The following is a 12694-nucleotide window of genomic DNA, read 5'->3' on the forward strand; positions in this document are numbered from 1 at the left end:
GACATTGATGATTCATTACCCGATTAACGAAATCTTCCAGACTATACAGGGAGAGGGAGTTCATACTGGACTTCCCGCCATCTTCGTGCGCCTGCAGGGCTGTCCGGTGGGCTGCTCTTGGTGCGATACCCGTCATACTTGGGTGGTTGATCCCGAGCGTCGAGTGCCGAGTTGTCAGATACTTGATGTCTCCAGCAATTCGGATGCCTGGAGTTCCATGTGTGCAGACGAGATCCGTAAGAGTTTCAGTTGTCTCGGCTACTCGGCTCGCCACGTGGTCATCACAGGTGGTGAACCTTGCCTGTATGATCTGAGCGAACTTTCTACCCTGCTGCTAGCCGAGGGTTTCACTGTGCAAGTTGAAACCAGTGGTACTCTGGAGGTGCGGGTTCATGAAGAGGCCTGGGTGACCGTTTCCCCGAAGATCGGAATGAAGGGGGGGCTTACCGTTTTGCCCCAGGCCTTGTCACGAGCCAACGAGATCAAACATCCGGTTGCAACTGAGCACCACATCGAGGAGCTTGATACTTTATTGCAATTTGCTGATCTGCGCCCGGACGTACAAATTGCTCTACAGCCAATCAGTCAAAAAAAACTAGCGACAGAACTGGCTATAAATGTGTGTATCGAACGTAACTGGAGGCTTTCAGTACAAGTACACAAATATATTCATATCGATTAATGTGTCGAAGTAAGGACTTACGATAGGAGCATCACCGTCTGCGGAGGCCCATTTGCAGATGGTATCTTGACTACGGAAATTTCTGTTCCGGCAACTATGCGCACTCTTCTGCACTCACCATCACATGAGCAGGGCGGGATCGCACTTTGTTAAGGAAATTAGAAAAGGCCGATCGTCTGTGATCTAATCACGCCTCCATGCAGGAGGCGCGCTCCATGACCTTGATTGAACATCTTACCCTTGTCGAAGAAACCAGCTCTGATATCAATCGTAAGCATGACCTGGTTGATGTCATGTTTCTGGTCATCAGCGCCATCATAAGTGGCGCCGAGGGTAGACGCCGCAGCGATCCCAAAGCAGGGAAACCCTGCTGAGTTCAACAATTGCACGTGCGCCAAAACCTGGTTGAACTTGAGTGTGTAATCCCCAACTCCCTATGGTTCCCATTTTTTGTGTACTCCTAATGATGGTAAGTCGTTGTAGAGATCACTGCTGGCCATGCCTTCTTCCTCCATGTGCCCCTTGACCGGCGTGGCCGTTACAAATTCCCTCGTTCTGTCATCGACACAACTCCCTCAGTACCGACGACCAGATGATCCAAAATCCGGATATCCACCAGTGCCAGGGCATCCTGTAAGCGCAGGGTGATCTCGATATCTGCCCGGCTGGGCTCCGGGTATCCCGACGGGTGGTTATGCACCAGCATCAGGGCGGCAGCATTGTGGTGCAGTGCCCGCTTGACGACATCGCGGGGGTAGACGGTTGCAGCGGACAGGGTGCCAAGGAACAGCTCCTCGTAGGCCAGTATCCGGTGTTGGTTATCGAGGAACAGTGCCGCAAAAACTTCGCGATCCCGTGTTTGCAGCAGCCCTTGCAGGGCTTGATGGGCCAAGTGTTTATCGGTAATAGCTTCCCCCTTGCCCAGTTTCTGCCGGGCAATAGCTTGGGCGATGGTGAGCAGGTCATCGTCGGTGACAAGGTCAGTCACCCGGTAGGTGCCGGGGGTCTCCCCGGCGATCAGTTTGTGATGCAACATGATTAGGCTCCATACGCCATCGCCCCACCGCGTTGGATGCAGCAGGGTAGGCGAGCTATTTGGTTAATGGGTTACTGAATGGGGTGTGATCGCAGGCTTGGTTGGCAGTGTTCAGGCCGCCAAGGTGTGCGGGGTGTAGTCGTGCAACGGAACGTGGTAACTGGTCGCCAGCAGGGTGCCGAACTGGATTAGCCAGCGGTGATCCGGGTGGTCGCACAGCCATTGTGCCAGGGCGTCGCCCCGTTCGTTTTCATAGCGCAGGTAGAGGGCATAACCGTTCACCGGCTGGCCTTGGTTATGCACCACTTCAATTTGGCCATTGTGCTCAAGGTAAGCCTCCAGCTCGATAGCGATCACGGCGTTAATCATCTTCGGTCTCCTTGTCAGGGATGGGGTTACTCTCCACGGCATAGCCGCGATGGATGCAGATGCGTTGCAGGTCAGCCAAGAAGCTTGCCAGCACGCGGGGTTGCTCGGTGAGCGGCACCGGCCCTGCTTGGCAATGCCAGAAGCAATTGCGTTTGGGGTCGATGCAGATCTCATCTCTCGGCTGGCTCATGGTGTGCCAGTCCTCAGCATTAGTGAGGGAGAGCAGTTGCCACTGTGCGCCAGACCAGCGCACTTGTAAGGTGACTGTACGGGCTGGTGGGCTATCTGGAGTCAGGTGCAGCAGCCAACGCTGACCACTGCGAGTGGGGGTTAGCTTGGCGCTGGTGGCGACTCGCCCCAGCCACTGACGCGTGTAGTGGGAGAGCGCTAATTCTTGGTTCATAGTTACCTCCTAATCTCCTGCGACCGTGACGCTGAAGCACTCCAACCGGCAGTAGGCAATAAAGTTGCTCTGCCAGATATCGAACAACTCCCGCGCTTCGGCCAGCCGCAGCGGTCCCCAGCCCAACATGGTGTGGTCCCCATCGAGGAAGTTGAAGTCGAGCTCCTTGCAGAGCTCAGCATCATGGCCGAGCCCTTGGTAGCTGAAGTCGGTGACGTAATCGAACAGCCAGCCATCTAGCCCACGGATCAGGCGGATCTCGACTGGGTGCACACCGCCTTGTTCGACGCTGTAGCCGGGGTTGCGAAAGTTGAAGGTCAGTTGGGTTAAGCGCTCGATATTGAGATCGGTTTTAGCGATTTCCTGGTCGAGCAGAACCAGCAATGCTTGTGCAACGGGCAGGGCAAAGCCGTCCTGGAAAAAGGGAATGGTCATGGTGTTTCCTCATTGAGTTCAAGCAGGAGAGCACCCCTGCGTTTTGCTTTGAAGTGATGGGTCAGTCGTTCAACCAATCCCAGAGTTTGCTGACGCCATAGGCAGCGACGGTCCCCACTACAAGAGGAACTAACAGCGGGGCCGTGGCAATACCGGTCACCGACACCACCGTCGCGGCAGCGCCACTACCGCCAGCCGTTGTCGCCAGCGTACTGGCAGCAAGTCCAGCCGTTGCACTGGTGGCAGCCTTGCCTAATGTGTGACGAGCGACTTCGGCAGCCACCACCGTTGCTACAGCGGTCTGCAGCAGCTTGGGGGGATGCTTAACCCCTTCTATGCACCAAGTAACAAACTGCTCGCCACAGGCAAATGGTTGGCCTTGCTCACCTTCATTGAGTCGGGCGTAAGCCCGTGTCAGGCTTTCCTCTCGACTGAACAGACGTTGGGCATGGGGCTGGACCTCAATGGTGCAGTGCTGACTGAATTGATCCAGCGAGGCTAGCGCCAGTTGGCCTGAATGCTCTCCGGAAGGGGATGGTCGACAGTGAATGACCTGGTCATGGCCAACAAAGAGGCCGTGATGGCGGCCTTCAGGCTGTGGTGTTACTAAGTGATCGCCAATAATGAAATGTAGTGGCATGGGATGATGATCCTCATCAAAGGTTGGAAATGAAAAAGGGCGTCACTGTGATGGTGACGCCCTTTGGCTTTGTTTTTCTTAAATGGGCTACTGGTCGCCCACGGTGATCTTCAGTGGTTGATGAAACTGGGGGGTGAAGGTTGATATCGGCAGTCGGGTGACTTGGTTGTGAGCGAGCACCTCGGTTGCCTGAATAATGGCGATTGACTTGGCCTGCTCTACCTGGGCGCAATCCACTTCTGTAAAGCCACTACCATAGCGGGTAGCGTCGCTCCCACCGAATGGCTCAACCTCCAGCGTTGACTCGGCCAGCGATTTGCCCTTTTTGTCATTAAACTGCAGCGTGATATACAACCGCCCAAACTCATCGGCTCCCCCACTATCAAGGGAGAAATGGTACGCGCAGACGCCCTGGTTGGCGTAGATGGTGTCGGTGTGCTGGATAGCGAGGTAGCGCTGTTCTTCCGCATGGCTTGGGTGGCTCCAGAGCAGTCCACAAGCCATCAGGGCAGCTATCGAGCATTTGGTTGAAGTGATGTTCATAAATCACCCGTTGTAATAGTCGCAAGTAGAGGCCAGCTTCGTGGGCTTGACCGTCCATGTGGCTTTTTGATCCTGCTCACGGTAGATGCTCAGGGTTGAGGCGGAGAGGATCGCGTTGACGAGTTGAGTCCATTCGGCCTGGCTTTTGGCTTCACCGGACAGACGTTGACCATTGACTTCGATCTCCTCAACACTGCTTGAGGCATCGTAGGCGCTGGTGTATCTGAGTTCAGAGTGCAGGGGCCAGGTTGCCCCCGCCATCTGATAGGCGCATTTGATTTCCAGTACGTATCGTGAGTAACCCTGGCCCTGTGTCAGGGTATAACGAGGGCCATAGCGCCCCTCTTCGGCCACCCACTGTGCAGGGGGACCTTTTGGTGCATCCAGCATCTGAGGCTTCTTGGCATTCTCTTCTGCCTTGCTCCAAGACGCCCCTTTACCCGCCTTGCGTATTTCTCCCCACATCCAAGCATCTAACGGATAACGCTTGATGAGTCGGTCACCGACCATGACATCGATGTTGTTCAGCCGATTGTAGGTATTGACCTCGATACTGGCCGAGGTGCTGCAGGTGCCGGTATCGAGCTTTTTAAAGCTGCGGCTAGCGTGTTCGGCAACCAGCAGGTCACCGATGGCACAGCCTGTTTGGGAGCGGTTGTTTACCAAGGTAATGTAGTGGCTGTTTTTGTAGAGCAGCTCACAGGTACTTTTGTTATTACACGCTTGAGTCAGGGTGGTGCCATCACTGTCTTGATAGGACCAGATGTCATTGGTGTTGCTGGCCATGATACTCGGTGCAGTGACTGCCAGGGTGAGCAATGGAATGAGCTGTTTCATGAGAGCTCCTATTGGTAGTAAGTCGTAGAGAAGGGGATAACCCTAGTCCGGTGAGATAGGCAGAAAATACCTAATAACAACCTTTTAGGTTGATCTTCGCCTTTTGTGGTTCTTCATGTCAACGAGTCCACCCCCAACCATAGAGGTTGGTTGGAGGACTTATGACAGATATCAACTTTGAGCAGTTAGCCAAGAACGTGGGTAAGGCTATTGGGCGTCAGCGTAACCAGGCCGGGTTTACCCAAGAGCAGGTGGCTGAACACCTCAATATCGGGATGGAGGCCGTCTCTCGAATGGAGCGGGGGATTGTGGTGCCGACCGTGGTGCGGCTGGCGGAGCTCGCTCAACTGTTTGGTTGTGAGCTGGCGGACTTTCTGCGCGAGACCAGTAACCGCCCGACCGAGCAGGGCATTGTGCTGAGCCAGCAACTGGCCCGGCTCGATGATGCTGACCGGACCCTGTTGCTGGAAACAGTAGAACGGTTGGTGGAGCGGTTGGCGCGTCCCCGCTGATCATCCACCATTCACTGGGGAGGGGATGGGTTCTCTTTCCCCAATTTGTTGGTGAGTGGACTCCTTCTTGGTTGTGGTCTCTGTGGCGTTCTGGTTGCTTGGCTTTGTGATGGGTTAAGCGATGCAGTCGCCACTGCCCCTGTGTTTCCATTCGCCGTCTCGTCGCGGCTGGCTTCGGGATAAAACTCCTCCAACAGCATCGGCACCTCTTCATCGATATCTTCAAACTGGCCATTACGCAGCAAGTCACGAGCGGCCTGCTCCATCTGGTCGATGGCGAGCCCCGCCTCTTGGTCACGCTGTGCCGCCTCCTGTGCTTGCCTGACTGCCTCAGTCAGGTTGGTTTCTTCCCGTAAGGTTAAATCCACGTAGTAGACCGGTGTGCGGTAGGACTGGGTAGTGCTCTTGGCCCGCAACCGCAGGGTGAGCGGCAGATAGCGGGTATGGCCCCCGCTCACTGCCTCCAGATACTTCAGTCGCGCCGCCAGGGTGCGTACCGAGTTGTAGCCGGTGGTGCGGAAGATAAAACTGCCCAGCTCATCCCCTTGCCCCTCCACAAACAGGTTCAGTCGCCCGTACAGCTTGCAGTCCTGTTGCCCGGCAAAGGCGCAGCGCTCTGGTCCAAGGCAGCTGACCTCCTCCATGCCTTGTGCCCCCACACGTCTTGCCACTTCCCCATTACCGACACAGAGCGGCCTGCCGGTTTGGCGGTCAAACGCGCTGTATTCCGCCCGCAGATTCAAGTCGCTGTCGTTGAACAGCACCCGCACCGGAATGGCGCGGATCTTGGTTTGCTCCTGCCCTTGGCCACTTTTCTGCGATGAGTAGTGTTGATGCAGGGGATGGAGCAGCCACCCCCCCTTTTGTTGTACCTGGGTGGTGAGAGTGAAGCTGTCGTCCTTCTCCGGTACCCACTTATCCTGTTTTTGCACCAGCTTGCCGATGCAGATCCGCCCGATCACGGGCGGGGTGATCGCCAGTCCTTTGATCATGGTGTTTGCCTCAAGGGTTGAATGGTGAAACGGCGCACGCCGGGCACCGGTTTGACGTAACGGGTGAGCAGGTCAGGATGATCCTGACCGAGCTTATCGAGATCCGGTGCTAGCCGGTCTTTACTGCGCTTCCAGGTGATCTTGCCATCGGCAAACAGCCCGGCTGTCGCTTCACCCAAGGTCGCTTGCAGCCGCTGTTTGAGTTGTGACTCCTGCAGTTCGACGGCTTCCTTTTGCTGTCGCAAGCGCAGCAATTCGCCAAACAGCTGGTTGAACTCGGGGGAATCGGAGAGATCCACCGTCTGGCCATCGTCACGCGGAAACAGCCAGCTCAGGGCATTGGCGGCATCACTGGAGCCGTCAGGCTCGGGCTGCTGGTCTTGTTGCACCATCTGCCAGAACTGCGCTTCCCGCTCGGTGAGATCCTGGATCTTCTCTTCGTCACGCTCGATGCGATAAATCCGGAAATCCTGGCCGCCGATCAGCACTGCCACTTCGGCCCAGGCATGGCCGGTGACGGCCAGCTGATGGAGTACCTGACACTGGTAAGCCACCGGCACCCCTTCCTCCCACTGGGGGGCGCTGTGATAGCTGGCGGTCTTGATCTCCAGAATGCCAGGCCCATCGGGATGGCCGACCACCTCTCGGTCTAGGTTGGCGAGCATGAAGGGTTGCTCGGGGTGTTGCAGCACCGCATTGACCCGGCGCACCTTATAGCCGGTGCGTTTGGCATAGACCTGCGCCAATACCGGCTCCAGTTCAATGCCCCACAGCACCGCTTCCTTATGGGAGATATCCTCCGGCTCCTTGCGGCCAGTCTTCTCCAACCACAGGCTGAGCGGGCATTTGTAGGGGGATAGCCCCACTGCCACGGCGGCATCGGAGGAGCCAATGCCGAGTTTGCGGATAGCGAGCCACTGCTCGCGGGTTAATTGGGTAGTGGAGGCCAGCCGCAGGGCTTGGCCGTATTTGGCTTTTGCTTTCATGACTATTCCTTGTTGACGGCATAAATGGCGACGCCCGGATTGGCTTGTGCCAGTCCGGGTGAGGTCGTTATGCGGTTTGAATGGGGAAGCGGAATTACTGCAGCAGAGTGAGTGCCTGATTCAGGGCTTGGGATTTGAGTTGGGCGCCCTGACCAAACCAGGCGGAATCGAGCCGGTGGTCTTGGCTGCGAGCGCGGCGGTGGTGATCAACGTATTCGGTGACCGCATTGACTAGCCCCCAGGCGGTATTGCGGGAGCTGGCAAGCTCTGAGCCCATACCCGCGCCCTGATAGAGCTCATGCAGCCGTTGTACCGGCTTGGTGAGGATGATGTTCTCCTTATCGAGCGGTTGCGCCAACAGGTCGCTGAAAAAGCGTAGCGCTTCTTCGGGGGCTACGGGCCGCTGTGCCAGCGCCTTGGTCTGCACCTTGAACTCATCCCAATGAGACAGCCCGAGCCCAAGCGACTCTTTGACGGTCGCCGCATCGAACTGAGTGGAGTGGGGCACCTTGATGGCTCCGGTAGCGCCACGCAGTGCCATCTGCAGGGTGTTGTTGCAGACCACTCGCAGCGAGGTGAACTGCGCCGTGGTGCAGAGCGTCCCGTCGCAGCTGGTCGCCAGCAGCAGATAGGACTTTACCAAGTCATTGCCTTTGAGTTTTAGATCCTGGCCGGTCTTAGCCAGTGCCCACAGCTTGCGGCCGCCTTTAAGCGAGCCTGCTGTTTCCAGCTCAAAGCCACCGGCTTCCACCAGGTCTTGATAGAAGTGCAGTACCTCGTGAGGCTGTACCACGTTGTAGCGACTTGAGACCACCGACAGGGGGGCGAGGGTATCGGAGCGATAAAGTACCTTGCTGTCGCTGTAGGGGCGGATATGCAGTGCATCGGAGGCGACGTTAAACATCACGTCGCTCTGCTCGATGCTCCAATCCATCCCGGCTGCCTGTAGCCAGATATCGAGAGATTGTTGCGGGGGTAAAACATTGCCAAGGCCATGCCAGGGCGTTTGACCGGTGTAGGCCATCGTATCGATCAGGTGAGCCATGAGAAATCTCCAATGAAAAAGGGACTGCACAGAGCAGTCCCTTGGGTAGGTTCATGGAGATAATATATATCTGAAATCAATTAAAATGAGACTTATTTGCTTCTCTGGTTTCTAGCATATGGAATGCGCGCTGTGGTACCCCGTGTGGTACCCCAGGCCAAAAACGACCAAGGGGTTGGCATCGTGATGATGCCAACCCCTTGTTTTATATGGCGCTCCCGACTGGAGTCGAACCAGTGGCCTGTCCCTTAGGAGGGGACCGCTCTATCCTGCTGAGCTACGGGAGCTGTGTGGCGGGCATTATACAAGAAGCAACTCCCTTTTAAACCCTTGATTCTTATTCCAATACTGCCAAATCCCCATTCTGGATGTTAAACGGCGAATATTTGTTCTGGCTGCTGATGATGGCGCCATCGTCGAATACCTGCACCACTTCGAACAGGCCGTCGGCCGGGTTGCGCATCATGCGCGACTTGCCGTATGGGTCGATGAAGTCAGCGTTGTGCTGGATGCGGAACTGATCGCCAAGCTTGACACCGTTGCGCCGTCCCAGATTGATGTAGGGGCCGCGTTCGTTCTGGCCGACCACTCTTGCGGTGACCGGGGCACAGGTGAGCTGTGCCACCAGATCCTGAGCGGCTTGCTGCAGCTGGTAGTTGACCTCCTGGCCGTAGCTCGACTGCCAGAACTGGCCGCTGTTGCTGCCCACCTGATCCCGTTTGCCAAAGGTCCAGGTGGCACGCCCTTCGTAGACCTTTCGGTTTACCAGACTGCCGTTGATGCCATCGAACAGGTAGAGCTGCATGCGAAAGTTGCGTACGGGATCCTCATACCAGCTGGTCAGCTGGTTGCCCTGCGGCTCGATGGAGAGATCGTCGATGCTGCCGAGTACCAGATACTGACTGTCGGTACGCAGGCTGAGCGCCTTGATCTCCTCGAGGGCACTGCGATCCCCCTGTTGCAGATGGAGCGGATCGATGCGCAGATTTTCATCCAGCCACTGGCGCACCGCGACCCCTTGCGGCGCGTTGGCGAGAGTCTCGAACAGTCGTCGCGAGAGGTTTTCCGGCATGTCGTCCATGGCGCCGTAGCTGGCTTGGTCCGGATAACGCATCCGCAGCCTGACCAGTGTCAAATCCTTGGCGAAGTGCTGGGTCTGGCAGATCTGGCGCTCGGCCTGAATGTCGGCCACCAAGGTGATATACATGCGGCCGTTGCGCACCTCTTCCCGCTTGAGCCGGTATTGGCGAATGTCGCCGCCGGAGCGGATCTGGATCTGCTCGGAGCGCAGGCTGCCATTTTCCAGACGCTGGACGCTGGAAACGGCCGCGCCGCTGGCCAGCAGCGCCTGACGCAGGGCGTCGCGGGTCGCCTGCTCGCGGGCATAGACCTCATCGCCCCCCAGAATGGCGGCGCTGCCCTGCGCTTCGATAAGCTCGGCTCGGGCACTTAGGCTGGCCAGCAGCAGGGTCAACAGCAGCGGTAATTTCATAGCAGATACCTTGAGTTGGCGGGCCGCCGAGCCATTTTGAGGAAATGGCGCCTGCTGGCCGACATGGATCACAACACGTTCCAAGTGGCAGCGCACGTTGGCGCTGACGATGTCCATTAAAGAGCAAGAATCATGCCTCATTCCCGGCTCAAGCTTTGTCCGGCGCGTCCGATAATAAGTCAGGTGCAGATACAGGAAAGGTATCCATGAACAAACTCATCACGGCGTTGGCGCTTGCCCTGGCATTGACCGGGTGTGGCTCCGACCCTATCAATCGGGATCAGGGTGACCCCCGCCAGGCGGCGCAGGGGATGGAACTCAACTGGCTGGTGGCGCGCATGACCGATCAGCTGATGGAGCGCAAATCGCTGACCACCCTGACCGAGCCTATCGCGGTGGCCTCTTTCGTTGATCTCGACACCCTGCAGGATACCAACTGGATGGGGCAGCAGATTGAGGAGAGCTTTATCTACGAGCTCAACCGTCGCGGCGAGGTGGTGGTGGACTTCAAGCTGACCGGCAGTATCAAGGTGACGCCGCAGGGGGACTTCGTGTTGAGCCGAAACTACAAGGAGCTCTCTTCCCGTTTGCCGATCTCCCGCATTCTGGTCGGCACCTTCAGCCGCAACAGCAAGGGAATTTTGGTCAATGCCCGCGTTATCGACATGCGCACCAAGATGGTGGAGACCACGGCCCAGAGCCTGATCCCGCAAAAATATCTGTTCGGTGCCAACAATTCGTTTGGTCGGGCATCGATCAATCGCGGTTATCTGATGCGTGACAGTCAGGCCCGGCCGGGCGGTCATCTGGTCAACCTGACCCCGTGAGGAGCGAGTCATGAAGATCCTTTTTGGTTGCCTGTTGGCACTCTTGCTCACCGGTTGCAGCTACAACCGGGTGGTGGATTACACCCAGGGTGGCAAGCCCGATGATTTTCCGGTGCTCAAGGCGGTGGGCTATGCGGTGATCGACATCCAGCCCGGCCCCTCCCAGTCGGAGAAGATGCTGCAAGCCATTCGCGCTTCCAAGATGGATGCATATCGCGAGCTGGCCGAGCAGCTCAATGGTCAGCAGGTGCGCGGCCAGAGCAGCTATCGTGACCTGACCCAGACCTCCAACTCGCTGGATGTGTCGGTCGCCGGTGTGGTGCGTGGTGCCCGGGTGGTTGCCTCCTATCCGCGCGGCAATACCTATGCCACCGAGATGGAGCTCGATACCCGTGCCCTCTACAACATCAACCAGCTGATGGCCGGTCAGTTCTGAGTTGATGGGCTTGCCGTGAAAACCGGCATCAAAACAAAAGGCGAGCAGGGTGCTCGCCTTTTGTCGTCGTGGGCTGGTTAGCTCCCCATCAGCACCGGCGGCACTGCGGTAGGTTTCACATCCTCGCTCGGGTAGCAGCCCAGCACCTTGATATAGCGGGTGATCTTGGTCAGTTCCACCAGTGCGGCCTGCATCGCCGGGGTCTGCAGGTTGGCGGAGACATCGAGGTAGAACATCTCTTCCCACGGGTTGCCCTGCACCGGACGGGACTCCAGCTTAGTCATGTTGATCTCGTGGCTGCGTAGTACCAGCAGCGCCTCGACCAGCGAACCCGGCTTCTGGGAGGTGGACATGATGAGGGTGGTCTTGGCCGGGATCTGCGGTGCCACGTCGATGGGTTTGCGCGCCACCACGATGAAGCGGCTGTAGTTCTCTTTCTGGTTGGCGAGCTGCTCTGCCAGCACGTCCAAGCCATACAGTTCGCCACCGGCGGCGCTGCCGATGGCGGCGGCCTCCGGGCTGGCCAGCTCTTTCACCTTCATCATGGCGCTGGAGGAGGAGTCGCAGATCTCGTGACGCGCCCCTTCCAGCTTGCTCAGATAGTGGGAGCACTGCTGGAACACCTGCGGGTGGGCATAGAAGGTCTTGATGCGGCCAAGCTCGGTCGGTACGGCGGTGAGGATGCAGTGCTCGATGGGGTAGGTGAGCTCGCCGACGATGGAGAGGCTGGTGTGCTGCATCACGTCATAGACTTCGTTGATGGAGCCCGAGCTGGTGTTCTCGATGGGCAGCACACCGAAGGCGGCGCGGCCTGACTCCACGGCATCCAGCACTTCGCGGAAGTTCTGGCAGTTCACCTCGATCACCTGATCCTTGTAGCGCGCCAGATATTTGCGGGCGGCCAGGCTGGAGTAGGAACCGCGCGGCCCCAGATAGGCGACGCTGGTCATCGGCTCCTGCTGCTCCGGGTTGAGCAGGCTCTGCAGATAGGCCTGCTGGGAGAGCACAGAGTCTTCGATGATGGTGTGATAGATACGGGTGATGTACTGGGCATCCAACCCAAGCGCGCGCCCTTTCTGGATCAGGGCGACCAGCAGCTCCTGCTCACGCTGGTGGTCACGGATGGGGCGCGGGTTGGCTTGCTTGGCACGGGCGACCTCGATGCTGAGGGTCTTGCGTTTCGCCAGCAGGGCAAGCAGCTCCTGATCCAACCGGGTGATGTCTTGTCTGATCTCGTCGAGCGTTGCCATGATTGTTCCCTATCCAAGTAATCGATTGATATTAATGCAAAAAAAAGCCTCCGCTAGGGGAGGCTCGATTCGTCTTTGCTTTCTGTTCACACGACGACAGGCCTTCCCTCAAGCGGGCCGGATAAACGAGAAAGCAAAGAAGAATGGTGCGTGCATAGGTGTGTCCTTGAAGTAACGTCATAACCATTAAGGGATTTGCCGGTCTGATG

General features: G+C 57.4%; 16 protein-coding genes, 1 tRNA gene, 1 pseudogene and 1 other annotated feature. Of the genes and pseudogenes, 5 read left to right on the top strand and 13 right to left on the bottom strand.

The window, feature by feature from the left end:
• The first annotated feature begins 10 nt into the window (after nucleotides 1-10).
• Together queE and AB5Y73_RS14680 are read left to right on the top strand one after the other, a co-directional pair.
• Nucleotides 11-682: a 7-carboxy-7-deazaguanine synthase QueE gene (gene queE / locus AB5Y73_RS14675; RefSeq protein ID WP_042080749.1), complete on the top strand. Its 672-nt coding sequence runs from the start codon at nucleotides 11-13 to the stop codon at nucleotides 680-682.
• A 215-nt stretch (nucleotides 683-897) separates the two neighbouring features.
• Nucleotides 898-1017 (top strand): annotated as a pseudogene (locus AB5Y73_RS14680) (ISAs1 family transposase); the annotation flags it as partial.
• 203 nt (nucleotides 1018-1220) lie between these two features.
• On the opposite strand, the gene radC reads toward AB5Y73_RS14680, so the two are convergent.
• From radC to AB5Y73_RS14715, 7 genes are all read right to left on the bottom strand, one after another.
• On the bottom strand, nucleotides 1221-1718 hold the full coding sequence (radC, locus tag AB5Y73_RS14685; protein ID WP_181270187.1) for a DNA repair protein RadC: 498 nt from the start codon (nucleotides 1716-1718) through the stop codon (nucleotides 1221-1223).
• 111 nt (nucleotides 1719-1829) lie between these two features.
• A complete protein-coding gene (locus AB5Y73_RS14690; RefSeq protein ID WP_368148153.1) occupies nucleotides 1830-2087 on the bottom strand; it encodes a hypothetical protein in 258 nt (85 codons plus the stop codon).
• Nucleotides 2080-2490 carry a hypothetical protein gene (locus tag AB5Y73_RS14695; protein ID WP_368148155.1) on the bottom strand — a complete coding sequence of 137 codons (411 nt, stop codon included), beginning with the start codon at nucleotides 2488-2490 and terminating at the stop codon, nucleotides 2080-2082. Before AB5Y73_RS14695 ends, AB5Y73_RS14690 begins: the two co-directional genes overlap by 8 nt.
• A gap of 9 nt (nucleotides 2491-2499) precedes the next feature.
• Entirely contained in the window at nucleotides 2500-2925 is a 426-nt protein-coding gene (locus AB5Y73_RS14700; RefSeq protein ID WP_368148157.1) for a DUF2787 domain-containing protein, read from the bottom strand.
• A gap of 61 nt (nucleotides 2926-2986) precedes the next feature.
• Nucleotides 2987-3565 carry a lecithin retinol acyltransferase family protein gene (locus AB5Y73_RS14705; RefSeq protein ID WP_368148159.1) on the bottom strand — a complete coding sequence of 193 codons (579 nt, stop codon included), beginning with the start codon at nucleotides 3563-3565 and terminating at the stop codon, nucleotides 2987-2989.
• An 87-nt stretch (nucleotides 3566-3652) separates the two neighbouring features.
• Nucleotides 3653-4108 (bottom strand): IrmA family protein, encoded by a 456-nt coding sequence (locus tag AB5Y73_RS14710; protein ID WP_335827185.1) that lies wholly within the window; start codon nucleotides 4106-4108, stop codon nucleotides 3653-3655.
• A gap of 3 nt (nucleotides 4109-4111) precedes the next feature.
• Nucleotides 4112-4945, bottom strand: a complete 834-nt coding sequence (locus AB5Y73_RS14715; RefSeq protein WP_368148160.1) for a hypothetical protein — start codon at nucleotides 4943-4945, stop codon at nucleotides 4112-4114.
• Nucleotides 4946-5106: 161 nt separating this feature from the next.
• Here AB5Y73_RS14715 and AB5Y73_RS14720 point away from each other — a divergent pair, with 161 nt between their 5' ends.
• Complete coding sequence (locus AB5Y73_RS14720; RefSeq protein ID WP_016349802.1) at nucleotides 5107-5457, top strand: helix-turn-helix domain-containing protein; 351 nt, start codon at nucleotides 5107-5109, stop codon at nucleotides 5455-5457.
• An 11-nt stretch (nucleotides 5458-5468) separates the two neighbouring features.
• Here the strand turns inward: AB5Y73_RS14720 and AB5Y73_RS14725 are convergent, their stop codons facing one another.
• The 5 genes from AB5Y73_RS14725 to AB5Y73_RS14745 all read right to left on the bottom strand — a co-directional run bounded on the left by AB5Y73_RS14725 (nucleotide 5469) and on the right by AB5Y73_RS14745 (nucleotide 9972).
• Nucleotides 5469-6449: a hypothetical protein gene (locus tag AB5Y73_RS14725; protein ID WP_368148162.1), complete on the bottom strand. Its 981-nt coding sequence runs from the start codon at nucleotides 6447-6449 to the stop codon at nucleotides 5469-5471.
• Nucleotides 6446-7435, bottom strand: a complete 990-nt coding sequence (locus AB5Y73_RS14730) for a YqaJ viral recombinase family protein (RefSeq protein WP_111896866.1) — start codon at nucleotides 7433-7435, stop codon at nucleotides 6446-6448. Before AB5Y73_RS14730 ends, AB5Y73_RS14725 begins: the two co-directional genes overlap by 4 nt.
• A 94-nt stretch (nucleotides 7436-7529) precedes the next feature.
• Entirely contained in the window at nucleotides 7530-8480 is a 951-nt protein-coding gene (locus AB5Y73_RS14735) for a DUF932 domain-containing protein (RefSeq protein ID WP_368148164.1), read from the bottom strand.
• Nucleotides 8481-8690: 210 nt separating this feature from the next.
• Nucleotides 8691-8767 (bottom strand) — tRNA-Arg (locus tag AB5Y73_RS14740).
• Between the two features lie 50 nt (nucleotides 8768-8817).
• Nucleotides 8818-9972 (bottom strand): flagellar assembly protein FlgT, encoded by a 1155-nt coding sequence (locus tag AB5Y73_RS14745; RefSeq protein WP_107682666.1) that lies wholly within the window; start codon nucleotides 9970-9972, stop codon nucleotides 8818-8820.
• 206 nt (nucleotides 9973-10178) lie between these two features.
• Here AB5Y73_RS14745 and AB5Y73_RS14750 point away from each other — a divergent pair, with 206 nt between their 5' ends.
• Nucleotides 10179-10799 (top strand): FlgO family outer membrane protein, encoded by a 621-nt coding sequence (locus AB5Y73_RS14750; protein ID WP_005338718.1) that lies wholly within the window; start codon nucleotides 10179-10181, stop codon nucleotides 10797-10799.
• Between the two features lie 10 nt (nucleotides 10800-10809).
• The gene (locus AB5Y73_RS14755; RefSeq protein WP_005349622.1) at nucleotides 10810-11235 is read left to right on the top strand and encodes an LPP20 family lipoprotein; all 426 of its coding nucleotides are present in this window, start codon (nucleotides 10810-10812) and stop codon (nucleotides 11233-11235) included.
• A gap of 77 nt (nucleotides 11236-11312) precedes the next feature.
• Here AB5Y73_RS14755 and pheA read toward each other — a convergent pair whose 3' ends face one another.
• A complete protein-coding gene (pheA, locus tag AB5Y73_RS14760) occupies nucleotides 11313-12485 on the bottom strand; it encodes a prephenate dehydratase (RefSeq protein ID WP_107682476.1) in 1173 nt (390 codons plus the stop codon).
• A 38-nt stretch (nucleotides 12486-12523) separates the two neighbouring features.
• Nucleotides 12524-12645: a sequence feature (Phe leader region), on the bottom strand.
• Between the last annotated feature and the right edge of the window lie 49 nt (nucleotides 12646-12694).

The organism is Aeromonas sp. s7(2024) (genome assembly GCF_040907825.1).
GTDB lineage: Bacteria > Pseudomonadota > Gammaproteobacteria > Enterobacterales > Aeromonadaceae > Aeromonas > Aeromonas veronii.